The organism is Pseudophaeobacter sp. 1A16562 (assembly GCF_041008785.1).
Classification (GTDB): domain Bacteria; phylum Pseudomonadota; class Alphaproteobacteria; order Rhodobacterales; family Rhodobacteraceae; genus Phycobacter; species Phycobacter gallaeciensis_A.
On the sequence record NZ_JAXGFT010000011.1, the window covers coordinates 121,034 to 145,960 of the forward strand.

Annotated in this window: 21 protein-coding genes; 2 read left to right on the forward strand and 19 right to left on the reverse strand. The window is 60.1% G+C overall.

Features of this window, described 5'->3' with window-relative positions; all coding sequences use genetic code 11:
* Nucleotides 1-3 precede the first annotated feature (3 nt).
* A complete protein-coding gene (locus SM764_RS16005) occupies nucleotides 4-792 on the reverse strand; it encodes an enoyl-CoA hydratase/isomerase family protein (RefSeq protein ID WP_152467123.1) in 789 nt (262 codons plus the stop codon).
* Between the two features lie 113 nt (nucleotides 793-905).
* Between SM764_RS16005 and SM764_RS16010 the strand changes: the two genes are divergently transcribed.
* Nucleotides 906-2,009 (forward strand): CaiB/BaiF CoA transferase family protein, encoded by a 1,104-nt coding sequence (locus SM764_RS16010; RefSeq protein ID WP_232237125.1) that lies wholly within the window; start codon nucleotides 906-908, stop codon nucleotides 2,007-2,009.
* 25 nt (nucleotides 2,010-2,034) lie between these two features.
* On the opposite strand, the gene SM764_RS16015 is transcribed toward SM764_RS16010, so the two are convergent.
* The 18 genes from SM764_RS16015 to SM764_RS16100 form a co-directional block, all read right to left on the reverse strand.
* Entirely contained in the window at nucleotides 2,035-2,823 is a 789-nt protein-coding gene (locus SM764_RS16015; protein WP_043753691.1) for an SDR family NAD(P)-dependent oxidoreductase, read from the reverse strand.
* Nucleotides 2,824-2,835: 12 nt separating this feature from the next.
* Nucleotides 2,836-3,627, reverse strand: coding sequence for an ABC transporter ATP-binding protein (locus SM764_RS16020; RefSeq protein WP_028288589.1), 792 nt, complete (start codon nucleotides 3,625-3,627; stop codon nucleotides 2,836-2,838).
* A gap of 61 nt (nucleotides 3,628-3,688) precedes the next feature.
* Nucleotides 3,689-4,927, reverse strand: coding sequence for an ABC transporter substrate-binding protein (locus SM764_RS16025; RefSeq protein WP_051630972.1), 1,239 nt, complete (start codon nucleotides 4,925-4,927; stop codon nucleotides 3,689-3,691).
* A 34-nt stretch (nucleotides 4,928-4,961) separates the two neighbouring features.
* Nucleotides 4,962-6,014, reverse strand: a complete 1,053-nt coding sequence (locus SM764_RS16030; protein ID WP_027264390.1) for a branched-chain amino acid ABC transporter permease — start codon at nucleotides 6,012-6,014, stop codon at nucleotides 4,962-4,964.
* Between the two features lie 3 nt (nucleotides 6,015-6,017).
* The gene (locus SM764_RS16035) at nucleotides 6,018-6,902 is read right to left on the reverse strand and encodes a branched-chain amino acid ABC transporter permease (RefSeq protein WP_028288586.1); all 885 of its coding nucleotides are present in this window, start codon (nucleotides 6,900-6,902) and stop codon (nucleotides 6,018-6,020) included.
* Between the two features lie 15 nt (nucleotides 6,903-6,917).
* On the reverse strand, nucleotides 6,918-8,873 hold the full coding sequence (locus SM764_RS16040) for an AMP-binding protein (protein ID WP_233145719.1): 1,956 nt from the start codon (nucleotides 8,871-8,873) through the stop codon (nucleotides 6,918-6,920).
* 46 nt (nucleotides 8,874-8,919) lie between these two features.
* The gene (locus SM764_RS16045) at nucleotides 8,920-9,699 is read right to left on the reverse strand and encodes an ABC transporter ATP-binding protein (RefSeq protein ID WP_028288584.1); all 780 of its coding nucleotides are present in this window, start codon (nucleotides 9,697-9,699) and stop codon (nucleotides 8,920-8,922) included.
* Between the two features lie 211 nt (nucleotides 9,700-9,910).
* Nucleotides 9,911-10,750 (reverse strand): HTD2 family dehydratase, encoded by an 840-nt coding sequence (locus SM764_RS16050; RefSeq protein ID WP_152467124.1) that lies wholly within the window; start codon nucleotides 10,748-10,750, stop codon nucleotides 9,911-9,913.
* A gap of 11 nt (nucleotides 10,751-10,761) precedes the next feature.
* Nucleotides 10,762-11,925: an acyl-CoA dehydrogenase family protein gene (locus SM764_RS16055; protein ID WP_152467125.1), complete on the reverse strand. Its 1,164-nt coding sequence runs from the start codon at nucleotides 11,923-11,925 to the stop codon at nucleotides 10,762-10,764.
* A gap of 3 nt (nucleotides 11,926-11,928) precedes the next feature.
* Nucleotides 11,929-12,723, reverse strand: a complete 795-nt coding sequence (locus SM764_RS16060) for a citryl-CoA lyase (RefSeq protein ID WP_152467126.1) — start codon at nucleotides 12,721-12,723, stop codon at nucleotides 11,929-11,931.
* Complete coding sequence (locus SM764_RS16065; protein ID WP_152467127.1) at nucleotides 12,723-13,637, reverse strand: SDR family NAD(P)-dependent oxidoreductase; 915 nt, start codon at nucleotides 13,635-13,637, stop codon at nucleotides 12,723-12,725. The genes SM764_RS16060 and SM764_RS16065 overlap by 1 nt, the downstream gene beginning before the upstream one ends.
* A gap of 12 nt (nucleotides 13,638-13,649) precedes the next feature.
* Entirely contained in the window at nucleotides 13,650-14,609 is a 960-nt protein-coding gene (locus tag SM764_RS16070) for a hydroxymethylglutaryl-CoA lyase (protein WP_152467128.1), read from the reverse strand.
* Nucleotides 14,610-14,613: 4 nt separating this feature from the next.
* Complete coding sequence (locus tag SM764_RS16075) at nucleotides 14,614-16,620, reverse strand: acetyl/propionyl/methylcrotonyl-CoA carboxylase subunit alpha (protein ID WP_152467129.1); 2,007 nt, start codon at nucleotides 16,618-16,620, stop codon at nucleotides 14,614-14,616.
* A gap of 10 nt (nucleotides 16,621-16,630) precedes the next feature.
* Nucleotides 16,631-18,238: an acyl-CoA carboxylase subunit beta gene (locus tag SM764_RS16080; protein WP_152467130.1), complete on the reverse strand. Its 1,608-nt coding sequence runs from the start codon at nucleotides 18,236-18,238 to the stop codon at nucleotides 16,631-16,633.
* Complete coding sequence (locus SM764_RS16085; protein WP_136340197.1) at nucleotides 18,235-19,626, reverse strand: phenylacetate--CoA ligase family protein; 1,392 nt, start codon at nucleotides 19,624-19,626, stop codon at nucleotides 18,235-18,237. The genes SM764_RS16080 and SM764_RS16085 overlap by 4 nt, the downstream gene beginning before the upstream one ends.
* A 27-nt stretch (nucleotides 19,627-19,653) precedes the next feature.
* Nucleotides 19,654-20,814, reverse strand: a complete 1,161-nt coding sequence (locus SM764_RS16090; protein ID WP_027264402.1) for an acyl-CoA dehydrogenase family protein — start codon at nucleotides 20,812-20,814, stop codon at nucleotides 19,654-19,656.
* 9 nt (nucleotides 20,815-20,823) lie between these two features.
* Nucleotides 20,824-21,603, reverse strand: coding sequence for an enoyl-CoA hydratase/isomerase family protein (locus SM764_RS16095; RefSeq protein ID WP_027264403.1), 780 nt, complete (start codon nucleotides 21,601-21,603; stop codon nucleotides 20,824-20,826).
* Complete coding sequence (locus SM764_RS16100; protein ID WP_043753664.1) at nucleotides 21,600-22,781, reverse strand: acyl-CoA dehydrogenase family protein; 1,182 nt, start codon at nucleotides 22,779-22,781, stop codon at nucleotides 21,600-21,602. The genes SM764_RS16095 and SM764_RS16100 overlap by 4 nt, the downstream gene beginning before the upstream one ends.
* A gap of 126 nt (nucleotides 22,782-22,907) precedes the next feature.
* Between SM764_RS16100 and SM764_RS16105 the strand changes: the two genes are divergently transcribed.
* The gene (locus SM764_RS16105; RefSeq protein WP_152467196.1) at nucleotides 22,908-24,908 is read left to right on the forward strand and encodes an NADPH-dependent 2,4-dienoyl-CoA reductase; all 2,001 of its coding nucleotides are present in this window, start codon (nucleotides 22,908-22,910) and stop codon (nucleotides 24,906-24,908) included.
* The last annotated feature ends 19 nt before the right edge of the window (nucleotides 24,909-24,927 follow it).

Consider the following 24,927-nt stretch of genomic DNA (forward strand, 5'->3'; position numbering starts at 1 on the left):
GACCTAGTATCCGCGAAACTGCGGTTTTCGTTTTTCATTGAACGCCGACAGACCCTCGTGCATGTCCCAGGATCGCATGTGCGCGCGCAGGTTCAGCATCTCTTCGGAAAGCGCGGCGGTTTCGTCCACGTCCAGCGACCGATTGGCAACCGTCTTCATGCGGCGTAAGACCGCCGGGCTTTTTTCTGCCAGCCTGTCGGTAAAGGCCTGCACCGCTTGTCGCAGGTCTTCGTCCGCGACGACCTTGTTCACCAGTCCCCAGTCCATCATGTCCCGTGCCGAAACGTTCTCGCCCGAGAACAGCAGGTATTTCGCGCGGTTCAGGCCAATCCTACGCGGCAGGATCGCCGCACCGCCGGCCCCGGGAAAGACGCCAAAGTTGGAATGTGCGTCGCCCAGTTGCGCGCTTTCGGCGGCAAAGACCAGATCGCAGGCCATCACCATTTCCAAACCGCCCGCCATCGCCAGCCCGTTCACTGCGGCGATCACCGGTTTCGGGCCATGTCGCATCAGCCCAAACGTGTGATCGACAAGATCCAGAAGATCCGGCTCGCCTGGTGCATGTTTGGCGCCAGCAACTTCTTTCAGATCGGCACCGGCGCAGAATGCCCGGCCAGAGCCGGTCAGGACAATTGTACGCACCCCATCGTCGGCCAGCGCCGATTCCAGTGCTGCCGCCATCTCGCGCAGCATCTGCGTTGACATTGCGTTGAGCTGTTCGGTGCGCTGGAAGGTAATCCATTCAGTTTTTTCGACCCGCTCAACGAATAGCGTCTGCTTTGCTTCACTCATGCTAAGCTCCTGATAATTATACATATTATTGGTTTTTCGCCTTGTCTTTTGCGGCGATTTGCGCTGCACTCGGGCGGACCCGCACGTGGAAAACAAAAGAGCTGGAGATTGATATGAGCACTACACCCCTGGCCGGCCTGAAAATTCTCAGCCTTGCCGAACAGTTTCCCGGTCCCTATGCCACAATGCTGTTGTCCGACATGGGAGCCGAGGTGATCATGATCGAACGACCGGGTGTCGGCGATCCGGCCCGGCAATTTCCGCCCTTGTTCCGGGCACTGAACCGAGGCAAGCGCAGCGTTGCGTTGGATCTGAAATCGGCCGAGGGGCTGGCACGGTTTCGCGAACTGGCCAAGGAATCGGATGTCATCGTCGAAGGGTTCCGCCCTGGCAAGCTTGCGGCCTTGGGTGCCGGTTTCGAGGACATGCGTCGTGTCAACTCGCGGCTGGTTTATGTATCGATTTCGGGTTACGGGCAGGACGGCCCCTATCGTGACAGGGCTGGCCATGACCTGAGCTATGAAGGGGTTGGCGGTTTGCTGGCCGATCAGGCCGATGCAAAGCAGCCCGGCCCTGTGCCGCCGATCCCCCTTGCGGATGTTGGCGCGGCGTTGTTCGCGGCGATCGCAATCCTGTCGGCGGTGGTGTCGAGCCAGCGCACAGGGCAGGGGCGTTACGTGGACGTGTCCATGTCGGATGCGGTGGTTTCGATGTTGACCGCATTCCTCGTTCCCGCCGCCAATGGAACACCGCTGGGCGAATTTATCGCCGAGCCGGGCTATGGCGTGTTCACCTGCAAAGACGGCAAGCTCTTGACCTTGTCCATCGCGCATGAGGACTGGTTCTGGAAACCGTTCTGCGATGTGATCAACAGGGCGGATCTTGCGCCGTTGACAGGCCGCGACCGTGTCGCCCGCAAGGCCGCGCTGCGCGAAGAAATCGCGGCGATTTTGGTCAACAAGACGCGCGCCGAATGGGGCGACCTTCTGGATAAGGCGGGGGTGCCATGGGGTCCGGTCAATTCCCTGGTCGAAACGTTGGACGACCCCCATGTGCGTGCGCGCCAGCTGCTGCGCAAGATTACGCATGACGGCGGCAAGGCCGAGACTTTTATTGTCCAGCCGTTGAAATTCGATGGTTTCGAAACCGCGATACCGGATCTGCCCCCCGAGCTCGGGGCAGATAATGACAGCGTTTTTTCGGACAGCTCCAACTAGAGGCGGCAGCCGTCCGATGGCGGCTCTAGCAGGCAAAAGAATACCCGCCATTCACCGGATAGGTTTGACCGGTGATCCAGCTGGCAGCATCCGAGCAGAGGAACAGGATCATTCCGGCGGGGTCTTCCGGCTCGCCCAGACGGCGGATCACGTACTGCGACAATGCCCGCTTCTCGGTCTCTGCATCCGGGATCAGGTCGGCGACAGCCGGAGTTCTTGTGCCCCCCAAGGCGACGCAATTCGCGGTGATCCCGAACCGGCCGCCGGCCTTTGCAATTGCCCGCATGAAGCCGGCCGCACCGGCCTTGGCCCCGGAATAAACCGCCAGATGCGGTTCACCGACACGGCCGGCGTCGGAAATGACGGTCACAATGCGCCCATAGCCACTGTTAACCATCAACGGCATGGCGTGACGGGTGCAGTTCAGCACCCCATCGAAATTGGTGGCCATCCAGCGGCGCCATTCGTCGGGATCGGATTCCCAAAAAGGGACCAGATCGTCGAGCCGCGATGTCGGCCCGGCGTTGCCCGCATTGTTGACCAGAATATCCACGCCGCCAAATGTGGTCTGCGTTTCGGCAAACGCCGCGCCAACCGCGTCGAAATCCGAGACGTCGAAGGCGAGTGGCAGAGCCTTTGCACCCGCTGCCTCCACTTCCGCGGCAACGCTTTCGGCCCGTTCGGCGTGAAAATCGTTGACAACGATGGCACCGGCTCCGTGTTCCGCCAGATAAAGCGCGGCTTGCCGACCAACGCCTTGCCCCGCTCCGGTTACAAATGCGGTACGACCTTTGATGGAAAGCAGGTTACTCATCTTCGTTCCTTTCTATCCCAGCCATCTCTTCCGGCGGCGATAGTGTTTGATATCTCGATAGCTTTTGCGCTCGCCCGATGCGGTGACGCCGAGATAGAATTCCTTGATGTCCTCGTTGTCAGCAAGCTTGTCGGCAGGGCCGTCCATCACGATCCGGCCGTTCTCCATCACATAGGCATAGTCGGCGATCGATAGCGCCGCGGCGCTGTTTTGTTCGACCAGGAAGAAGGTCGTGCCTTCTGACTTGAGCTGCTTGAGCACTTCATAAACATCCCGGATCATCATCGGGGCCAATCCCAACGACGGTTCGTCGATCGCGATGATCTTGGGGCTGGCCATCATGGCCCGGCCGATCAGCAGCAGTTGTTGTTCGCCACCAGACATGAAGCCAGAGGTGCGGTTGCGCAGGTCCGCAAGCCGGGGCATCAAGGTGTAAACATGGTCCAGGCGCTTTTTCAGCTCGGCGGAGTTGGGCACCATGTGCCCGCCGACGATCAGGTTTTGCTCTGACGTCAGATGCCGCAAAACGCGCCGCCCTTCCATCACATGGATGAGACCGTTCTTCACGACTTCCGAGGCTTCCATGTTCTGAATGGGAGTTCCGTCCAGAACGATGGACCCCGCCGAAACGGTTCCATCCTCGGATTTGAGCGTTCCCGAGATGGCTTTAAGCGTCGTGCTTTTTCCTGCGCCATTGCCACCGAGCAGAGCAACACATTGTCCCGCACGGACTGTCATGGACACGCCTTTGAGCGCCAGGATGACGTCGGAATATGTCACCTCTACGTTGTTGAGTTCCAGCATGGTCATATTGCCCGGGGCTAAGGATCAGAACGGGCGCCGCGACTGCGGCGCCCGGATTAATTCACCATTTCTCAACTTGCGGAACGTCGACACCCGTTGCCGCGATGGTGATTTTCCCATCTTTGACGGTGCCCACATTCACTTTGAGGCCTTCCAATGGGAACGGTGCTTCTGGCGTAAAGGACAAGGTCGGCAGGAACCCATGGGTTTCTTCGGTGGTGATCGGTTTGGCAAAAAGCGCCTCACGTACCATCTCTCCGGTCAGGCCCTCGGCGCCGTTCGCCTCGATCGCGTGATCGATCACGGTCACGGTATAGAGACCCTGAGATACGCCCATTGCGGTCACGACGTTCCAAGGTGCTTCGAGTCCGTAATCGGCAACCAATGTCTCGTAGAATTGTCGCGCGGGAGTGTCCTCATCGGCCGCAATCGCCATGCCGTAGGCTTCAAAGTCCCCCTCCATTTGCTCAAGCCCGCCAAGCGCGCCACCCGAGGCTGGAAGCCCGTTATGCGAACTCATCATGATCGGGATGTTCGCCCCGTTGGCCTGCAGCCCACGTTTCGCGGCAACCACGATAGAGGTGTTAGTTTGGATTACCAGCGCCTCGGCCCCGGCTCGTACAACGCGGCGCATTTGCCCCGTCAGATCGGTGGGTTGAACTTCGGTATAGATGACCTCGACGAGGTCGATCTCCTCGGGGTGCTCTTCGGCATAGAGTTCAAGGCCCTTTGCCATGTCGACATAGGCAGGCGATGCTTCGGAGGCGAGGATCGCAACCTTGAGCGGTTCGTCTCCTCCGCGCTGTTCACGCATCCAGTTCAGAAAGCCGACACTTTCGTGCGAATAGGTCGGGCGTGGGTTGAAAATCCAGGCATCCGGTTGCCAGGCAAAACCGTAGGCCGCTGTGGCCATGAACATCGGGATTTTGTCTTCCGGCAGGCGTTCGGAAAGGGCCGCGACGTCAGGCCCGCCGAGGCCGACAACCGCAATCGGGTCCAGTTCCGATTTGATCCCGGGCCAGAGACTTGCCACCTGTGCCGCGTCATAGCGGGTTTCGTAGTTTTTGTAGTTCAGCGTGACGCCAAGTTCCTTGCCGCGGGTTTCATTCCACCAGGTGAACACAGCTTCGCGTCCGCCTGCCAGGATGGGCATGATGTCAGCATAAGGGCCGGAAAAGTCCGACAGCAGGGCGAGATTATAGGTCTCTTCGGCCTGCGCCTTCAAAGGCATGGTCGCCGCGGCCGCCAAGGCAGCCGCTGCCAGTAAGCCGCGAAGACCTCGATTCGATTGGTAAGTCATATTCTTCCTCCCAGGTTTAGAGCCGCTCTATTTCTCAGTAAGGAAACGGCCAGATACGGTATGACGACTTCAGGATGTTCCAGCGGTGCATCAGCCCCTTGGGTTCGAGGATCATAAACAATGCGATCACGCCGCCAAGAACGACATTCATGCCAGCGAACACGATGTCACCGCCAAGGAATGATACCGAGTCGGCGATATTGGGGCCGACCGTCGCGATAATTTCCTGGATGATGCGGATAATGAAGACGCCGATCAGGGCCCCCACGATTGAACCCATCCCGCCGACGATGATCATCGCGACGAAGAAGATCGAGTGAAACAGGGTGAACTGGTCTACCCCCACGAAGCGGATCAGATAGGCCCAAAGCGCCCCGCCGACGCCCGCATAGAAAGCGCCGATCAGGAAGGCATTTGCCTTTGTGGCCGCGACATTGATCCCCATTATACCCGCGGCCACGTCATCATCCCTGACCGCCACGAAGGCACGGCCGAAGCGTGACCGAACGATCCCGAACGCGCCCGCCACCATGATCGCGGTCACGGCGAAATTCAGATAGAACTGCGAAGATTCGCTGACAAATCGCAGCCCGAAAAGCTCGGCCGGGGGCACGGTGATACCGTTCGACCCACCCAGCCAGGTTGACGGCAGGTTCAATACGGCAAAGTGGAACAGGAACTGAGCTGCAATCGTGGTCAGTGCCAGATAGAACCCCTTGATCCGCGCCGCGGTCAAGCCAAAGAGAAAGCCGAACAGCGCAGCCGAGAGCCCGGCCAGAGGAATGGTCAGCAGAAACGTAAGGCCGGTCTTCGAGGCCAGTATCGAGGCCGTATAGGCGCCGACCCCCATGAACGCCGCCTGACCCAGGTTGATCTGGCCCGCATAGCCGGTGCAGATCTGAAGCCCGACGGCGATGACGGCGCTGATCATCATCATATTCAGGATAGCGATGATACGGCTGCTCACCAGGTAAGGCGCCAACAGCAGTAGAGCCATGAATACGACGAGGGCCAGAAACTGCCAGCGCGTTCGGATCAAACGTCTGTCACTGCGATAGCTTGTCGGGAATACGCCAGAAGGATCCATGGATTACACCCGTTCGATTGTGCGCCAGCCGAACAGGCCGGTCGGCCGGATCAGCAGAATGGCAAGCATTATGATATATGGAACGACACTGCCGAGCGAGCCACCGATCAACGGATCAAGGTAGTTGGTGGTCAAGCTCTGCGCGATGCCGATGATTATTCCTGCCAAGATAAGCCCGCCGATGGATTCCAGCCCGGCAAAGAGCGCCACCGGCAGGGCCGCGAACCCGATATCCGAGGCCAGGAAGGTCAGCGATTTGCCGCTGAGAAAGATCATCGCACCAATTGTGGACAGGATTGCCCCGAGAACCCAGGCAACGGCAATCGAGCCTTTCACCGAAATGCCCATCGAGGAAGCTACGACGTGGTCCTCCGCCACAGCGGTCATACGGAGGCCGGACCGGGTCCGGTTGAAGAACCACGACAGGCCGACGGCCGCGACAATGGTGATGATCCCACCTATCAGGAGGTTCATCGGGATCAACATATCGCCGAGGAACAAGGGTTTCAGCGGAAAAATGATCGGGAAGGGTCTTACCGCGGGACCGAACACAAGCAGCACCAAACCGCGCAGCAGGATCAAAAGGCCGACGGTGACCATGACCATCGAGAAAACCGATTCACCGATCAGCTTTGTCAGGAAAATCCGTTCGATTGCGTACCCGACCAGCCCGGCCAGAACCAGCGAAAGGGGTATCGACAACCAAAGGCTAAGCCCCGCTTGCATCGTTGTGAACCAGACGATGAACCCGCCGATGATCACAAGCTCGCCCTGCGCGAAGTTGAACACCTTGCTGGCGCGGTAAATCACAACAAAGCCCATGGCCACCAGCGAATACAGAAGGCCGATCAAAGCCCCGGTAATGATGTCATTGATGAAATAGACCATTGTCGCCGACCTCCTTTAAGATTTGGACTGCCGCTTGGCAGCCTTCGATGCGTTTTCAACATCCGACACGCGAACCGTGGTCTTGAGAACGCCTTGACGGCCGTCCTGATAGGTCACAGCGATTTCGAGATCTGTCTCGTCATCGCCAGCATAGATCGCCTCGACGAGCTTGGCATACCGTTCCTCCAGAAAGGCCCGGCGAAGCTTTCGGCTGCGGGTCAACTCGCCTTCATCCGGGTCGAGTTCCTTGGGAAAATTCGCAAAACGTGCCACGCGCGAGCCTTCGGGCAGGAGCGCATTGATGCGCGCCACTTCGCCTTTGATAAGGTCCAGAACTTCGGGTTTCTGCGAGAGATCGGTGTAGGTCGAAAAGCTGATCTTGTTCTCTTCCGCCCAACGCCCGAGAACTTCCATATCGATATTGATAAGCGCGCTGACGAAGCTCCGGGTTTCGTCGCCCAAGGTCATGAGATCCTTGATGAAGGGGCTATACCGCAACCGCGTTTCGATGAATTGCGGCGGATAGCTGTGCCCATTTGCCAGGCGGCGCATATCCTTGACACGGTCAAAGAACAAAAGCTCGCCGTCGTCGGTCATCGACACCGCGTCACCGGTCTTGTACCAACCGTCTTCGGTCAATTCCTCTGCGGTCTTTTCGGGCTTGCCGTGATAGCCACCGAAGCCCGATCCGCCACGCACCTGAAGCTCCCCTTCGTCCGAGACCCTGTATTCCAGCGGTTCGCCGTAGTTCGTGTTGCTTTGCATCCAGCTGCCGCTGGTTTCCAGCTGATAGCTTTCGCCGACATGCGCGGTCAGAAGGCCGATTTCGGTCGCGCCATACACGTTGCGCAGCTTAACCCCCATCGCGTGGAACATACGAAAGACGTCAGGTGCCATCAGGGCGCCGCCGCTCATTGCGTTTTTGGCCTTACCAAGGCCAAGATTGTCGCGCAGGTGATGCAGCACCAGAGCTTCGGCAAAGGGAAGCTGCAGGCGTGCGGCAAGGCTGGGGCTACGCCCCTCCAGCCGTTCCACATAAACGTCGTGGCCGACCTTCATGCCCCAGTTGTACATCGCATTGCGGATTTTGCCCGCCCCCAGCATCCGGGCCTGAACGATGGAGGCGAGATTTTCCCACTGGCGCGGGCTGAACACCAGTGCGTCGACCGCCAGTTCGCGAATGTTGGTCAGTACGTCTTCAGGGCCTTCGGGGAAATTGACGACCATGGGCGCGATCAAACCGATCGACAGGCCGAAAATCTGTTCCGTGACCCAGGCCGGCGAAATGTAGGTCAGGTATTCGGTGCCCGGCGCGATTTCGATTGCCCCCATCACCCGCGAGCAATTGTCGAACAGGTAGCGATGGCTGATGACAACGCCCTTGGGTTTTCCCGTGGTACCCGAGGTATAGGACAGCAAGGCGGTATCGTCCGCCCGTCCACGTTTTACGTGTTCTTCAAATCTGGCGGGTTCCTTGGCGTGGATCTGACGCCCTGCCGCGCTCACACTTTCAAACGAATGCAACAGGGGATGATCATAGCCCCACAGACCGGAATCGTCCCAGTAAACGACCGCCAGGGCGCCCGAGTACTTGCCCGCAATCTCGATGCATTTATCGACCTGCTCCTGATCCTGCGCCAGAAAAATCCGCGTTTGCGAGTCTTCGGCCAGATACAGAATCTCTTCAGCGTTTTGATCCGGATAGACAGACAGGACTTTGCCGCCTAACGACTGGACGGCGTATTCAGCCCAGAAATGTTCGGGTTCGTTTTCGCCAATCATCATGACGGATTCGCCAGCCGACAAGCCCAGGTTCTCCAACCCGAGAGCCAGGGCGCGAACCCTGTCAAGAACATCGGCCCAGGTGAATTCACGCCAGATGCCCAGGCGCTTGTGCCGTTCGGCGAGGTTGGTCGGTGTGGATGTCGCTCGCGCGAGCAAAACCTGCGGCAGGGTTTCGCTATGTGTCACTGCTGGGTCCGAAAAGACCATTGCTGTCCGTTGTTTGACCATGCCGCTACCCCAGATATGCCTTTATGACAGCCGGGTCCTTCTGGATTTCTTCCGGGGTGCCTTCGGCGATGACCCGCCCGAAATCCAGCACCACGATCCGGTCGGCAAGGTCCATCACGACGCCCATGTCGTGCTCCACCAGAACTACCGGAATCTTGCGCGCCTCGCGCACATCGAGAATGAAGCGCGCCAGGTCTTCTTTTTCCTCCGAGTTCATGCCGGCCATCGGTTCATCCATCAGCAGGATCGACGGTTCCTGCGCCAATGCACGGCCCAGATCGACACGCTTGCGCAACCCATACCCCAACGTGCCCACGGGCCGGTTGCGGATTGCCTCGATCTCGAGAAAATCGATGATCTCCTCTGCGGCTTCACGATGTTCCGATTCCTCGCGCATCACGGGACCGAACTGGAAAAAGGCCTGGACTACATTCGATTTCATCAGCATGTGGCGGCCGATCATAATGTTTTCCACCACCGTCTGCCCGGCAAAAAGATGGGTGCCCTGAAACGTCCGCGCCAGACCGCGCCGGGCGATCTGGTCAACACGCAGGCCGGTCACGTCCTGCCCGGACAATTCGACACGGCCCTTCTGCGGACGGTAGAAGCCCGCAGTCACGTTCAGAAGTGATGTTTTTCCGGCTCCGTTCGGTCCGATAATTGCAAGCAATTCATCGTCGGCCACAGAAATGCTCACATCGTCGAGCGCGGTCACACCGCCAAATTTCAAAGTTGCACCACGCACCGCAAGCGGTGAGGATACGTGCCCGTTATTCGTGGTCATGTTGCGGCCCGTGCTTTTGCCCCACACCTCATGGAGGCGCGCATAGCCTGACCGCACGGTTTTTCGTTGGTTACGAGTTTTCCTCGCATTGTTCCTCCTCCCACCTCTAAATTCAGAGGTTTGCCTGGTTTATTTACCAAGTTTCTCCGCCATTCCTAACAGATGTTAGAAAATTTGGTCAACAATTGAATTCGCTACCGAAGAAAAACGATCAGACAGCCGCGTACTCTGCGGAAAAGCTTCGAAGACCGTTTTGATCCTGACACCAGACTGTCCCGGAGGTGCCGGTCTCTTCATTGTGCAGTTGCAATTCGCAGGGCAGGGTGAGTGGCGCGAGTCCGCGAAAAGAAAACCGGTGAGGCGATGTTTTCAACGCATCCGCCGCCAGATTCAGAAGTAGCGTGGCTTGCAAGGGGCCATGGACAACAAGCCCGGAATAGGCTTCGGTTTCGGTGGCGTAGATGTGGTCATAGTGAATGCGATGGGCATTGAACGTCAGCGCCGAATAGCTAAACAGCAGAACAGGATCCGGTGTCAGGGTCGATCTGAGCGTGGTGGGGTCACCCGCGTCAGGTGCGCTCTCGCCCGTGCGGGGGGCGGAAATCTCACGATAAACGATCGTTTGCTGCTCCCGGATACAAAGCCGGTTGCCACTCAGATACTCATGTTCGACGGTCACAAAGACCAATGGTCCACTACGGCCCTGCTTGGCCACAATATCCCTGATCGAAGAGCGTCGGGTGATGGTTTCGCCGATTTTCAGCGGCGCGATATGCGTAACATCGCCGCCAGCCCACATGCGGGCGGGCAGCGGAACAGGGGGCAGAAATCCACCCCTCGCGGCATGGCCGTCTTCTGACAGGGCGGTCGCTGGCACGGTATCAAGGGCAAGGCACCAATGAATTCCCAGCGGGACATCGCCCGCTCCATCCCAAAGATGCGGACCGAGCGTGGCGCGGAATTTGTCGATCAGCCCGTGCGTCAGAACATCTTCCTTAGTCTCGGTGCGTCCCAGCCAGGGCGCCAGCGCGTCAAGGTCGATCTCACCCATAATCCTAGCCTTCAGAACGATCTTGGCATGCCGAGGATATGTTCTCCGACATATGACAGGATCAGGTTGGTCGAGATCGGGGCGACCTGATAGAGGCGCGCCTCGCGGAACTTGCGCTCGACATCGTATTCCCGTGCGAAACCGAAGCCGCCATGGGTCTGAATGCAGGCATTGGCCGCTTCCCAGCTGGCCTCCGAAGCCAGCAGCTTAGCCATATTCGCCTGTGCTCCGCAATCCAGCCCAGCATCGAACCGCCTGCAGGCTTCAAAGCGCATCAGATTGGCGGCCTCGATGTTCACATAAGACCTGGCGATAGGGAATTGCACGCCTTGGTTCTGGCCGATGGGACGGTCAAAGACCACGCGGTCACCGGCATAGGCGCGGGCTTTGTCGACGAACCAGTATCCATCACCGATACATTCCGCCGCAATCAGGGTCCGTTCGGCGTTCAACCCGTCAAGAATATGGTAAAACCCGCGCCCCTCGGTGCCGATCAGGTTCTCGGCGGGGATTTCCAGGTTGTCGAAAAACACTTCATTGGTTTCGTGGCCGGGCATATTGGCGATGGGGCGGACCTCCATCCCGTTGCCGATAGCCTCTTTCAGATCGACCATAAAGATCGACAGGCCCTGCGACTTTTTCTTGACCTCGCTCAGCGGCGTGGTGCGTGCCAGCAGGATCATCAGGTCGGAATGCTGGATACGGCTGATCCAGACCTTCTGGCCATTGATCTCATACCGGTCACCTTTCTTGACCGCGGTGGTCTTCAGTTTGGTGGTGTCGGTCCCGGTTGTCGGTTCGGTCACGGCCATGGATTGCAGGCGCAACGCGCCGCTGGCGATGCCGGGCAGGTATTTCTGCTTTTGCTCATCCGAACCATGCCGCAGCAGCGTGCCCATGTTATACATCTGCCCGTGGCAATGGCCCGCGTTTCCGCCGCAGCGGTTCACCTCCTCCATGATGATCGAGGCTTCGGTCAACCCCAGACCCGAGCCACCGTATTCCTCTGGGATCATCGCGGCAAGCCAGCCCTCGCGGGTCAGCGCATCGACGAATTCCTCGGGGTAGGTTTCGTCTTCGCCGAACTTGCGATGATACTCTGGCGGAAACTGCGCGCAAAGTGCGCGCAAGGCGTCGCGCAGATCGGTGTGAGTGTCTGGGGCTGACGTCTGCATCGGTTACTTCGCTCCCGGACCCGACGTTTCAAGAATTTCCTGCTCGGCACGCTGCCAAAGCTCATAGGAAATCGGGTTTTCGCTCTCTTCGAGGATATGACCGACCAGACCGATGGCGCGTGCCATGACGCCAAAGCCCCGCACGATCTTCCAGGGGAAGCCAAATTCACAGCAGATCGCTCCGATCGCCCCGGTGGCGTTGATCGGCAGCATCTTACCCGATTTTTCTTCGGCAACGGCCTGAATTTTCTGGATCAACTCGATGTATTCACCGGACTTGCCGTTCTCGGCAGCGATCTGGAACAGGCGAGGTGTGCGCGGATCGACCGGCTTGTGCACCGGATGGCCCAGCCCCGGCACGATCATCTTGCGGGCGCGGAATTTTTCCACCGTCTCGACGGCCAGCGCATCCAGATCGACACCGGTGCCCAACTTGTCCTGTGGCAGTGCCTCGTAAAGCATCTTCGAGGCACCCTCCATAGAACCGACAAAGACGGTGCCCAGCCCGCACAAGCCAGCCGCCACAGCCGCCTGAAGCGATTCCGGCGCCCCCATATAGGTCATCCGCGCCGCCAGGGCCGAGGGCGTGATACCATGTTCGACCAAGGTAATGACGATAGCGTTAAAGACGCGGCTTTCCTCGGGCGTGGCCTTGCGACCCGTCAACTGCAGAAACGCCAGATCGCCGAGGTTCATGTGGCCCAGGATCTCGTTGGGCAGATCGAGCCCACGCACGCTGATCTTGTCAGAGGTGCTCCAGGCAATGTCGGAGCTGATTTTTTCTTTGCGTTTTCCCATCAAACCGGATCCCACGAAAAGACATCCGCCGAAACTTCGAGCGGCGTGAACTGTGATTTGAGCGCGGGAATGGCGCGCTCGGCGATTTCATCGGCGGTCCAGCCATCATCGGAATGAACCGACCGCACCGGGCGGGGCTGGTTGAACAGGAAGATCTCGTTCTTGCGAACCGCAAAGATTTGTCCTGACACGTCAGCCGCGCGGTCGCTCATCAGGAAACAGGCCATCGGTGCAACCTTGGCCGGTGTCATCTCCTTGATCTTTTCGACCCGTGCCACCTGTTCCGGGGTGTCTGTCTTGATAGACGAGATCATCCGGCTCCAGGCGAAGGGCGCGATGCAGTTTGACCGCACGTTCCAGCGTTTCAGGTCGAGCGCTACCGATTTCGAGAAGGCCGCGATGCCCAGCTTTGCCGCCGAATAATTCGCCTGCGCCAGATTGCCGATCAGCCCCGAGGTCGAGGTCATGTGCACCAGAGCACCGCCCTCTTGCTCGCGGAAATAATCGGCCGCCGCGCGGCTGGTGTTGAAGGCGCCATAGAGATGGACCTTCACCACCGCGTCGAAATCCTCGTAGGTCATTTTGTGGAAGAACCCGTCGCGCAGGATGCCGGCGTTGTTCACCACCGCGTCGATGCGGCCGAATTCCTTGACACCCGCCTCGATCATCGCGCGCGCGGCGTCCGGATCGGTGACGTTGCCGCCATCGGCGATCGCATCGCCGCCCGCCGCCTTGATCTCTTCGACGACTTTCTGCGCCGCAGTTTCTGTCTGACCGGTGCCTTTCAGGGATGCGCCCAGATCATTGACCACCACGGCGGCGCCTTCTGCGGCTGCCATCAAGGCGATATCACGCCCGATCCCACCGCCGGCCCCGGTGACCAGAACGACCTTTCCGTCAAGTGCTTTTGTCATCTTCTTGCTCCCTCAGCGTGACTTGCGGTATTTGTCCAACCCGCCGGTGTGCATGACCCGGCCCATGAGCGGCACACCGATGATCTCTTCTGCTTTGACCGCCGCTGCGATCAGCTTGTCCAGATCAATGCCGGTTTCGATGCCGAGCTCGTGACACAGGAACACTGAATCCTCGGTGCAGACATTTCCTGCGGCGCGCGCGTGGCCGTGGCCCGCGAAAGGACAGCCGCCAAGACCGGCGACGGAGCTTTCGAACATGTCCACGCCCATCGACAGGGCCGCATAAACGTTGGCGATCCCCAGCCCACGTGTGTCATGGATGTGCATACCGATGCGCGCCTCGGGCGCCAATTCGCGCAGGGCGCCGATCATCCGTTTGACCGCCTCGGGGTTTCCCCAACCCATGGTGTCGGCGACCACGAGGATCGGCACGGGGATGTTCTCTTCTTCGCATAGCTGAAGGATAAAGCGGAAATCGTCCAAGATGCGTTCTTGGGGGATGGGGCCCTCGAGGTTGCAGCCGAAGGCGGTCATCACATAGGCCGCGTCGACGGTATATCCCTCTTCCTTGTAAAGACGGACCCAGTCACGTTGTTTTTCCCGCATCTCGGCCGAGGAACAATTGTTGTTCGATTGGGCGAATGCTTCGGAAGGATAGAACAGCAGACGCGGGTCGATATCGACCTCATGCGCGGTCAGGGCCTTGCGAAACCCTTTGTCGTTCAGCCACAGCGATGTGTAGTTCACGCCCGGTTTGCGCTTGATACGCTGGAACAACTCGCCGGTGTCCGCCATCTGAGGAACGTATTTCGGGCTGACAAAGCTGCCGACCTGAATGCGTTTCAAGCCGGTTTCGCTGAGCATGTCGATCAGTTCGATCCGCTCTTCGATCGGGTAAATCTTCTTTTCGATCTGAAAACCCTCACGCGGGCCTTCTTCACGAAATTCTACGAATTTGGGAAAGTCGCTCATTTCATCACTCCTCGGATGGCAGGATCTCGGCGATGACCTGGCCGCGATCGACCATGTCCCCATTCGAGACGGATATATTGCTGGCGATCCCGGCCGCGGCCGCCCGGATCGAGATTTCGAGTTTCATGGATTCCATGACCGCGACCACGTCGCCTTCGGCCACGCTCTGACCATCGGAGACCTTGATTTCGACAATCATGCCGGTCAGCGGAGAGGTCACGGCGCGATCCGCCGCGGCATTGTCGCCGGCAAAGGCAAGGGGCGCGGCGGGCCGAAATACCAGGCGGCCTTCGGGCGTATCCAGTTCGATCACGCCCGCGTGCAGGCGCGCGTCGATCAGATGGACGGTGTCGCCTTCGCCGACACGCCAACGGCCCGGGGTCAGTTCACGTGCCGACAGTATCAGCGCCTCGCCTTTCTCCGAATGGATGGTGTACTTGGCACCCGGTTTGACAGGACTGACGCGCAGTTCTTCGGATACCTCGTCAGAATCGGTAAGCGTCACGCGCTGCCCCGCTTCAATCGCATCGCCGCCCAGTCCAAGCCGCCAGCCGGTAAAGGCATCACGGTTGGTCCAGGGATTGGCGTTTGTGTCGCTGCGCGACTGGGTCACGAAGAGAATGGCAGCGGTCGCCTTCCACAGATCGGGGCGGGTCAGGCCGGGTGCCTGTGTCAGCTCATCCAGCCTGCCGTCGATCCAGCGGGTATGCACCTGCATCCGTTCGAATTCATGGTTTCGCGCCAGCGCCGTTAGAAAGGCGCGATTGGTCTCGACACCTTCGACCGCGACATGATCAAGCGCCGTGGCCAGACGTGCCAATGCGGTTTCCCGGTCGGGCGCGTGCACGATCAGCTTGGCGATCATCGGGTCGTAGTAGGGCGTGACGGCATCGCCTTCTTCGACGCCGCTGTCGATGCGCAGGCCCGATGGCAGGCTGAGCGTGGAGAGCGTGCCCGTCGACGGGGCGAATTGCATCGCCGGATCTTCGGCGTAAAGCCGCGCCTCGACCGCGTGGCCGTTGATCGTCAGATCGTCCTGCACCAGTCCAAGGCCCGCGCCTTCGGCAATCCGCAGGTGAAGCGCGACAAGGTCCAGCCCGGTGATCGCTTCGGTGACGGGATGTTCCACCTGAATGCGCGGGTTCACCTCAAGGAAGAAATACTCGCCACCCGCGACCAGAAATTCGACCGTGCCCAGCCCGCGATAGTCCAGCGTTTCGCCCAAGCGCACCGCGTCGCGTGCGATGTCGTCCAGAAGCGTTCGGGGCAGACCCCAGGCCGGGGCTTCCTCGATGACCTTCTGGTGGCGGCGCTGAAGCGTGCAATCGCGTTCGAACAGATGCACCACATGGCCTTTGCCGTCACCTGCGATCTGCACTTCAACATGGCGCGCCTCGGGCAGGAAACGCTCCAACAGCAGCCCTTCGGAGCCGAAGGTGGATTTTGCTTCGCGCAGCGCGCCTTCGATGTCCTCGACCAGCGTGGTTTCGTCAGTGACGAGCCGTTGTCCGCGCCCACCACCGCCGCCGACCGCCTTGAGCAGCACCGGCAGGCCCATTTGGCGCACCTCCTCGGCAATCTGCTCGGGATCGGACCGCGCACCTTCGGCGCCCGAAATCACCGGGACGCTGGCCGCCACGGCGGCCTCTTTGGCGCTGGCCTTGTCGCCGAAACGTTCAAGCGTTTCAGGCGTCGGCCCCATGAAGATCATGCCGGCGGCTTCGACCGAACGAGCAAAATCGGGGTTTTCGGCCAGAAAGCCATAACCGGGATGGATCGCATCCGCGCCCACTGATTGCGCAGCGGCAATCACCGCGTCGATTTTCAGATAGCTCTCGGATGCAGGTCCGGCGCCGATACAGACAGATTTGCCAATCTCGCGGACATGCAGGGCATTGGCGTCGGCCTGCGAATGCACGCCGACGGGAATGATACCGCTGGCCCGCGCAGTGCGCGCGATCCGGCAGGCAATTTCGCCGCGGTTGGCGATCAGAAGCGTCTTGATTTTCACGGTTCGCTCCTCACATCCTGAACACGCCGAATTTGGTATCGACCTTGGGTCTGCGCGATGTCACATCCAGCATCAGCGCCATGACATCACGGGTCTCACAGGGCTCGATCACGCTGTCGATCCAAAGGTTGGAAGCAAAATTATAGGCTCCCTGAAAATCTTCGTATTCCTTGCGGATCGGTGCCTTGAAGGCTTCCTCCTCCTCGGGGGTCCAGCTTTTGCCTTCGCGTTCGTTGATCTGCGCGCGGACCTGAGCCAGCACGCTGGCGGCCTGTTCCGGCCCCATGATCGCCGACCGTCCCGTCGGCCAGGCAAACATTGCGTCCGGCTGGAACGGGCGGCCCAGCATGGCCAGGTATCCCGCCCCATAGGAGCCGCCGGTGATAATGGTGAATTTCGGCACCCGGGCCGAAGACATGGCCGTGATCATCTTGGCGCCAGCCTTGGCAATGCCCATCTGCTCGACCTCGCGGCCCACCATGAAGCCGTTCACATCGGCCAGGAACAGCAGCGGAATATCACGCTGGACGCAGAGATTGATGAAATGCGTGGCCTTCAGTGCGGCTTCGACGAAAAGCACGCCTGTATTTGCGAGAATACCGACCTCGTGGCCGTGGATGCGGCCCCAGCCGGTCATGATCGTGTCGCCATAAAGCGGTTTGAATTCGTGAAAATCGCTCTCATCGACCAACCGAGCCACGATTTCGCGGTTGTCGGTCGGCACCTTGGGGTCGCGGCTGATGAGTCCATAAATCTCTTCGACCGGGTAGGCGGGCGCACGGGGCGTTTCGGGCGTCTTGCGGGGTTGGGGTTTTTCGCCAAGATGGCTGACAATTTCGCGCGTGATGGCCAGAGCGTGGGCGTCATCTTCGGCCAAATGGTCTGTCACACCGGAGACGGACGAATGCATCTTGCCGCCACCCAGTTCTTCGGCTTCGACCTTTTCGCCGGTTGCGGCAAAGGTCAATTCCGGTCCGCCTAGATACATAAAGCCCTGACCGCGCACGATCACCACTTCGTCACAGAGCGCGGGGATATAGGCACCACCCGCGGTGCAGGGCCCCATGACCACGGCGATTTGCGGCACACCATCGCCAGACATGCCGATCTGTTGGTGAAAGATGGAGCCGAACTGGCCTTCGTCGGGGAAAAGGTTGGCCTGGTCGGGCAGGAAGGCACCGCCGGAGTCCACGAGGGTGATGACGGGCAGGCGGTTTTTCCAGGCAATTTTCTGTGCCCGGACGTGTTTGCGGCAGGTGATCCCGAAATAGGTGCCGCCCTTTACGGTGGCATCATTGGCGATGATCATGCACTGACGGCCTTCGATCACGCCAATACCGGTGATGATGCCGGCGCCGGGTGGAACTCCCTTGTGCATATTCAGTCCGGCCAACTCGCCGAGTTCCAGAAATGGTGTGCCCGGGTCGATCAGTCGTTCGATCCGTTCGCGCGGCAGGATTTTGCCTTTGTCCACATGACGTTTGCGCGCCATTTCGGGGCCGCCGACGCGCTGTAAGAGCCGGAGGGCATGTAGTTCATCGACCTTTTCGCGGTAAGACACGTCGTTGGCGCGGAAGTCGTCCGACGCGGTGTCGAGAAGGGATTTCATTCTAGTCATGGCAGGTCTGGATATTTCCTGAGAACGAAGGCGACCTTGGCGGCGCCAGGTTTTTCGAAAGTGTCGGCCGCAACCAGGTGAACGTCGGCCTTGAAGACCAAGGATTCGCGCAGGCGCTGCTCGATTTTCTTTTTGAGGGTGACGTCATCGGCCGGATCGCGATTGGGGCCGCGTTCGACAATCACCGTCAGCGCGCCCTGCGTGGTGTGGCCCTCGAAATCGGCCACGATGCGCATGACGCCATTGGTGTCCGGCACCATTTCGGTAATGACGCTGTTGATCGCCGACGGGAAGACATTGGCCCCCCGGACGATCAGCATGTCGTCGGTCCGGCCGGTACAGCGGATCTTCGGCCCGGTGCGGCCGCAGGAGCATTCGGTATCGATCACTTCGATATAATCGCCTGACCGGAACCGCACGAGCGGGCTCGCCTGGCGGCCGAGCGCGGTATAGACCATCTCGCCCTCGGCACCTTTTTCCCAGGGGATGATTTCGCCGCTTTCGGGGTCGAGCAATTCGGTGATGATATAGTCCATGTTGACCATGTGCATACCCGACTGGGCGTCGCACTCGGCCCAGTATGTCACGCCCAGATCGGTGCCGCCCAGCATCTCGGTGCATTTCGCACCCCAGGCCTTTTCGATCTTTGCCCGAATTGCGGGAATGCCGCCGCCGGGTTCGCCGCCGACGATCACGCGCTCGATACCCAGTTCGCTGGCCTTGCATCCCAGCACCTCGGGAGCCTTTTCGGCCAGGTGCAGAACAAAGTTCGGAGCGCCGACCACGCAACGCGGCCGCGTGTCTGCGCAGGCGCGCAGCAGACGTTCTGCACCGCCATCCGCCCCCACCGGCACATCGATCGTGCCCATGTACTGCAATCCCTGCATCACCGGGATGCCGCCGACAAAGCCCTTGGCCAGCGAAAACGCGTGCAACACCATATCGCCCGGTCGCACCCCGTTGGCGAAGAAGCAGCGCGCCGTCATCTCGTGCCACATTTCGGCGTCGGATTCGGTCAGGGCCACATACGAGGGGCTGCCGGTGGTGCCCGACGAGGCCTGCATCTGGATGATGTCCGACATTGGTGCCGCGCGGTGCTTGCCGAAGGGCGGTTCCGCAGCAAGGCTTTCGCGGATCTCGGTCTTGTAGGTGTAAGGCAGCTTCTGCAGGTCTTCGATGCTGCGAATCTCGTCGAAATCGACACCGGCGTCGGCGAACTTTTCCTGATAGAAGGTCGAATTCGACTTGAGATAGGCCATCTGGTCACGCAGCCGCTCTTCCTGAATACGGCGCACCTCGTCGAGCGGCGTGCCCTCGATCGCGTGCCAGAAGCGATCATTTACCTTGTCGGCGGCATCCTCCCGCCGGAAGCGCATTCCAAATTGCATGTCGTTCTCCGTTCCAAGCCGTGGCGATCAATAGGATCGTGGCAGGCCCATGACCTTTTCGCCGATAAAGCTCAGGCACAGTTCGCGGTTCACCGGCGCTGTGCGCAGCAGGCGGACCAGCGGGTACATTTCGTAAAGTCCCGTATCTTCGGTAAAGCCCGATCCACCATGCGCCTGAAGCGCCGCGTCGACCGCTTCGATCCCGGCTTCGGCGGCGGCATATTTCGCCATGTTCGACGACGCACCGGCAGGCAGCTTGTTGTCGAACTCCCATGCCGCGCGCCGGGTCATCAGACTGGCCATCTCGACCGCTGTGTGCGCCTTGGCCATCGGATGCTGCACGCCCTGGTGCGCACCGATGGGTTGGCCGAACACATTGCGCTCGGAGGCATAGGCCACGCCCTTGTTCAGGGCGAACCGGCCGATGCCGCAGCACAAGGCGGCCAGGATGATACGCTCGGGGTTGAGGCTGTCGAACAGGATCGAGAACCCTTCGTCCACCTCGCCGACCACATCCTCGGGGCCGAGATCCACATCGTCGAAGAACAGTGTCCACTGCTCCTCGGGCAGGGGGATCGAGATCTTCACCCGCTGCTTGTCGACGCCTTTTTTCTTCAGATCCACGGCGAACAGGGTAAAGCCGTCGGTCTTGCGGCTGACCTCGGTATGCGGTTTGGTCCGCGCCACCACGAGGCAGTAGTCGGCCACTTCGGCCCCGGTGATGAAGGTCTTTTCGCCCGACAGGCTGAACCGGTTGCCTCGACGCTTGGCCAGCGTAGTGGCCTTCATCGTGTTAGACCCGGCCCCCGGTTCGGTGATCGCGAAACAGAACTGGATATCACCGCGGCAGGCAGCCGGCAGCAGTTCTTTCTTGTGGAACTCGCTCCCGTGGCTGGCGATATGGGCCAGCGACATGGTCGGCCCGACCACCATCATCAAAAGAGGAATGCCGTGATTGGCGGTGCCCTCCATGAACAGGGCCATTTCGGTCATACCAAGGCCCGCGCCGCCATATTCCTCGGGCACCATGATGCCGAGGAAGCCGTCATCGGCGATCTGGCGGAACATTTCGTGCGGAAACTCGTGCTTGCGTGCGTGTCTCAGCCAGTAATCGTTGTCGAACTTCTGCGCCAGCTGGCCGCCATAGTCGTAAATCTGGCGTTGTTCGTCGTTCAAAATGAAATCCATGCTTCGTCCTCAAGCCTTGAATTCGGGGGCGCGCCGGTTCTCGAATGCATCGAGGCCCTCGGCCACGTCATCGCTGGGCAGTGCGCGCACGGCGGCATCGCGCTCAAGCCGCATCTGCTGGTCGATACCAAGGTCCGCGCCTTCGCGCGCCAACCGCTTCATCTCGGCGATGCCGGGACGTGAACGGGTGGCGATTTTCTCGCAGTATTCCAGCGCAGACTTGTGCAGGTCCGCATCCGGCACGATGTAGTTGACCAATCCGGCCTCTTTGGCCTCGTCCGACTTGAGCCAGCGGGCCGAGAACATCAGGTCGAGCGCCCTGCGCTGCCCCATCAACCGTGTCAACCGCTGCGAGCCACCCCAACCGGGAATCAGCCCGAATTGCGCGTGCTGATCGCCAAACTGGGCGCTTTCGGCCGCGAAACACACATCGCATGCCAGCATCAGTTCGATCCCGCCGGCCAGACACAACCCCTGCACTGCCACCACGACAGGGAGGGAGGAGGTTTCGAGCGCACGCAGGTTGTTCATGCCAAAGGCGATGAAATGGTCCAGCGCGGCGGGATCGTTCAATTTACCTTTCACTTCCACCAGATCGGCACCGGTGCAAAAGTGCTTGCCCTGCGCCCGGATGAGGATCGCCCGAATAGCGGGGTTCGCCTCGAATTCCGCACGCGCGACAGAAATACGCTCATGCACCTCAAGTGACAGGCAATTGAATTTCTCGGGGCGGGCCAGTTCGATGATGCCGGTGTTGCCCTCGGAAGTGACGAGGATGGGGTCGCTCATTTCGAGGCTCCCTTCGCCTTCTTGTCATACTGCAGCGCCATGCGACCGACCTTCTCGCGGGCGATCACCAGCTTCTGGATCTGCGCGGTGCCGTCACCGATCTGCAAGCCGAGCACATCGTTGTAGCGCTGGTGGTGGGGCAGGTCGGTGGTGTAGCCGTAATGTCCGTGCAGGATCAGGCACTGGTGCAGGATCTCGCAGGCGGTTTTGGGCAGGTACCATTTGCACATGGCGGCCTGAGAGGTGTGGGGCAGGCCACGGTCGCGCAGGTCCAACGTGTAATAGCAAAGCTGGCGCATCATGGTCAGTTGGGTCTCGGCCTCGGCCAAGGGAAAGCTGACACCCTGATACTGCACGATCGGGGCTCCGAATGCCTCGCGCTCCTGAACGTAGGCCCAGGTTTCATCCACCGACGCTTGCGCGGCCCCCAGGCACTCCAGCCCGATCAGTGCGCGGGAATAGTCGAAGCCCGCCATGATCGTGCCAAAGGCATGGTCCTGTTCCGCCATCATGTTTTCAGCCGGCACGAAAACATCGTCAAAGAAAACCGAGCCGCGCCCGACAGGCTTGGTGCCGATGTCGTCAAAATGGGTGCGCTTGATGCCTTCCTGGTTCAGATCGACGAAAAAGGCGCTGACCCCGCGTGAGCCGCCATCAGGATCGCCGGTACGGGCAAAGACGACCGCCGCATCCGCCTGACTGGCAAAACTCATGGATGTCTTTTCACCGTTCAGCCGCCAGCCGTTGCCGGATTTCTCGGCCCTCAGAATCAGGTTCGCCGCATCCGAACCGCCGCGCGGCTCTGTCAGGCCCAGGCCAATGACCGCATCACCCGAAACAACCTTGGGCACCCATTCCGACGCGATGTCCTTGGAGGCATGTTTGGCAACCATTCCGCCCATGAGAGAGCCCAGAAGCTGCACGTAACTTGCGTTGAAATCGGCATAGGCGATCTCTTCGACGATCAGCCCTGACGTGACAGAGCTTTCGCCGAGACCCCCGAATTCCTCGGGCAGATCGGCCCCGATCAGCCCCAGTGCGCCCATCTCCTTGATCAGCGCACGGTCGAATGTATGGCCGCTGGCGCGTTCTTGATATGTGGGCGCAAGCCTTTCAGTTGCGAAGCGCTTTGCGGTCTCGCGAAACGCCTTCTGATCGTCTGTAGGCTGGAATTGCATCGGTGCTCCTCCCCATGAGCGAAAATCTTCTTTCCAAAAATCTAACAAATGTTAGAATGTAGATCAAGTGCAGTTTTGAGGAGGAGAACCAAAGTGAAAAATAGACCAGATGGAAGCTTTGAAACCATGCTCTCGCCCATCCGCGCAGGCCAGCATACATTGCGAAATCGTGTCATCATGGGGTCGATGCACACGCGGTTGGAAACCGAGCCTGACGGCATAGCCAAACAGATCGCGTTTTACGCCGAGCGTGCGCGGGGGGAGGCGGCGATTCTGGTCACCGGCGGGTTTTCGCCCAATGCCGAGGGCATATTCGATCCAGAAGGTCCGAGAATCGATGACCCGGAAGAAGCGCTTGACCTGCGCCCGATCTGCGAGGCGGTGCAGGCCGAAGGCAGCCTGGTCTGCGCGCAACTCCTCCACGCCGGGCGCTATGCCAAGATCGAAGGGTGTGTGGCCCCGTCGCCGATCCGCGCCCCGATCAACCGTTTCATCCCGCGTGAAATGACCGAAGCCGACATTCTCCGTACCATCGAGGATTTTGCCGTAGCGGCCGCCAATGCGCTGGCCGCAGGCTTTGATGGCGTCGAGATCATGGGGTCCGAGGGATACCTGATCAACGAATTCACCGTCACCCACACCAACAAGCGCCAAGACGACTGGGGCGGCAGCGCCGCGAACCGCCACCGATTCCCGGTCGAGATCGTGCGCGCGGTGCGCGAACGTTGCGGCCCCGACTTTCTGGTCATCTACCGGATTTCGGCGGCCGATCTGGTCGAGGGCGGCGCGCCCGCCGAAGAAATTGCCGCACTGGCCCGCAAGATCGAGGCTGCGGGTGCGGATATCCTGAACACCGGCATCGGCTGGCATGAGGCCCGCGTGCCGACGATCGCCTACCCGGTGCCGCGCGGTGCCTGGCGCAAGGCGGCAGCCAACGTCAAAGCGGCGGTGTCGATCCCGGTAGTCGCCTCGAACCGGATCAACACACCCCAGCTTGCAGAAGACATACTTGCCTCTGGCGATGCGGACATGATCTCGATGGCGCGCCCGTTTCTGGCCGATCCGCATTTCGTGAAAAAGACGCGCGAGGGCCGCGCAGACGAGATCAACACCTGCATTGCCTGCAACCAGGCCTGCCTGGATTTCATTTTTTCGGACCGGCCGGTCGGATGTCTGGTCAATCCAAGGGCCGGGCGTGAAACGGAATTCCGGGATACGCCAACCGACACGCCAAAGAAAGTGGCCGTCGTTGGCGGTGGTGCCGCGGGCATGGCCACAGCCGCCGAGGCGGCACGGCTGGGCCACGATGTCACCCTGTTCGAAGCGCAGGACAAATTGGGCGGTCAGCTGAATCTGGCCCGCGCCGCACCAGGCAAGGACGAATTCGACGAAACCCTGCGGTATTATGCCGGTCAGATGCAGAAACACGGGGTCACGCAGCGTCTGGGACAGCGGGCAGAGGCGAGCGATCTTGAGGGATTTGACCATGTGGTCATCGCCACCGGGGTCACGCCGCGCATTCCCGACCTGCCGGGTATCGACCATCCCAGCGTCGCGACCTACGCCGAAATTCTGTCCGGTGACCGCGAGGCGGGCGACCGTGTCGTGGTGATGGGGGCGGGGGGCATCGGTCATGATGTGGCCGAGTTCCTAGTGACCAAACCCGCCGAGACCGCGAATTCCGACGTCTTTTGCGAAACCTGGGGAGTGGACCCCGAGTTTGTCTCCTCGGGTGCCCTGGCGGGCGACCCTCTGGCACCGAAGCCGTCGCGCCGCAAGGTCGTCATGCTGCAGCGCAAGACCGCTAAACCGGGCGCGGGGCTTGGTGTTTCGACAGGGTGGATCCTGCGCAACGCGCTGCGCAAACATGGGGTCGAGGCAATGGGCGGGGTGACCTATGAACATATCGACGATGCGGGGCTGCACATCGTCGCGGACGGAAACCCGACGGTCATCGCAGCCGATACAATTGTGCTGTGCACCGGTCAGGAACCGGAACGGGCCCTGGCCAAAGAGGTTGTAGCGCGCGGCGTCCCGGTTACGATGATCGGCGGGGCAAAGGAGGCCGCCGAACTGGATGCGCTGCGCGCCATTGATGAGGGCGTGCGCCTGGCGCAGGATCTCTGAACCGAGGCTCGGGCAAGGG

Coding starts and splice junctions, on each gene's coding strand:
- SM764_RS16005 (WP_152467123.1), bottom strand. CDS start 792: ATGAGTGAAGCAAAGCAGACGCTATTCGTTGAGCGGGTCGAAAAAACT.
- SM764_RS16010 (WP_232237125.1), top strand. CDS start 906: ATGAGCACTACACCCCTGGCCGGCCTGAAAATTCTCAGCCTTGCCGAA.
- SM764_RS16015 (WP_043753691.1), bottom strand. CDS start 2,823: ATGAGTAACCTGCTTTCCATCAAAGGTCGTACCGCATTTGTAACCGGA.
- SM764_RS16020 (WP_028288589.1), bottom strand. CDS start 3,627: ATGCTGGAACTCAACAACGTAGAGGTGACATATTCCGACGTCATCCTG.
- SM764_RS16025 (WP_051630972.1), bottom strand. CDS start 4,927: ATGACTTACCAATCGAATCGAGGTCTTCGCGGCTTACTGGCAGCGGCT.
- SM764_RS16030 (WP_027264390.1), bottom strand. CDS start 6,014: ATGGATCCTTCTGGCGTATTCCCGACAAGCTATCGCAGTGACAGACGT.
- SM764_RS16035 (WP_028288586.1), bottom strand. CDS start 6,902: ATGGTCTATTTCATCAATGACATCATTACCGGGGCTTTGATCGGCCTT.
- SM764_RS16045 (WP_028288584.1), bottom strand. CDS start 9,699: ATGACCACGAATAACGGGCACGTATCCTCACCGCTTGCGGTGCGTGGT.
- SM764_RS16050 (WP_152467124.1), bottom strand. CDS start 10,750: ATGGGTGAGATCGACCTTGACGCGCTGGCGCCCTGGCTGGGACGCACC.
- SM764_RS16055 (WP_152467125.1), bottom strand. CDS start 11,925: ATGCAGACGTCAGCCCCAGACACTCACACCGATCTGCGCGACGCCTTG.
- SM764_RS16060 (WP_152467126.1), bottom strand. CDS start 12,723: ATGGGAAAACGCAAAGAAAAAATCAGCTCCGACATTGCCTGGAGCACC.
- SM764_RS16065 (WP_152467127.1), bottom strand. CDS start 13,637: ATGACAAAAGCACTTGACGGAAAGGTCGTTCTGGTCACCGGGGCCGGC.
- SM764_RS16070 (WP_152467128.1), bottom strand. CDS start 14,609: ATGAGCGACTTTCCCAAATTCGTAGAATTTCGTGAAGAAGGCCCGCGT.
- SM764_RS16080 (WP_152467130.1), bottom strand. CDS start 18,238: ATGACTAGAATGAAATCCCTTCTCGACACCGCGTCGGACGACTTCCGC.
- SM764_RS16085 (WP_136340197.1), bottom strand. CDS start 19,626: ATGCAATTTGGAATGCGCTTCCGGCGGGAGGATGCCGCCGACAAGGTA.
- SM764_RS16090 (WP_027264402.1), bottom strand. CDS start 20,814: ATGGATTTCATTTTGAACGACGAACAACGCCAGATTTACGACTATGGC.
- SM764_RS16095 (WP_027264403.1), bottom strand. CDS start 21,603: ATGAGCGACCCCATCCTCGTCACTTCCGAGGGCAACACCGGCATCATC.
- SM764_RS16100 (WP_043753664.1), bottom strand. CDS start 22,781: ATGCAATTCCAGCCTACAGACGATCAGAAGGCGTTTCGCGAGACCGCA.
- SM764_RS16105 (WP_152467196.1), top strand. CDS start 22,908: ATGCTCTCGCCCATCCGCGCAGGCCAGCATACATTGCGAAATCGTGTC.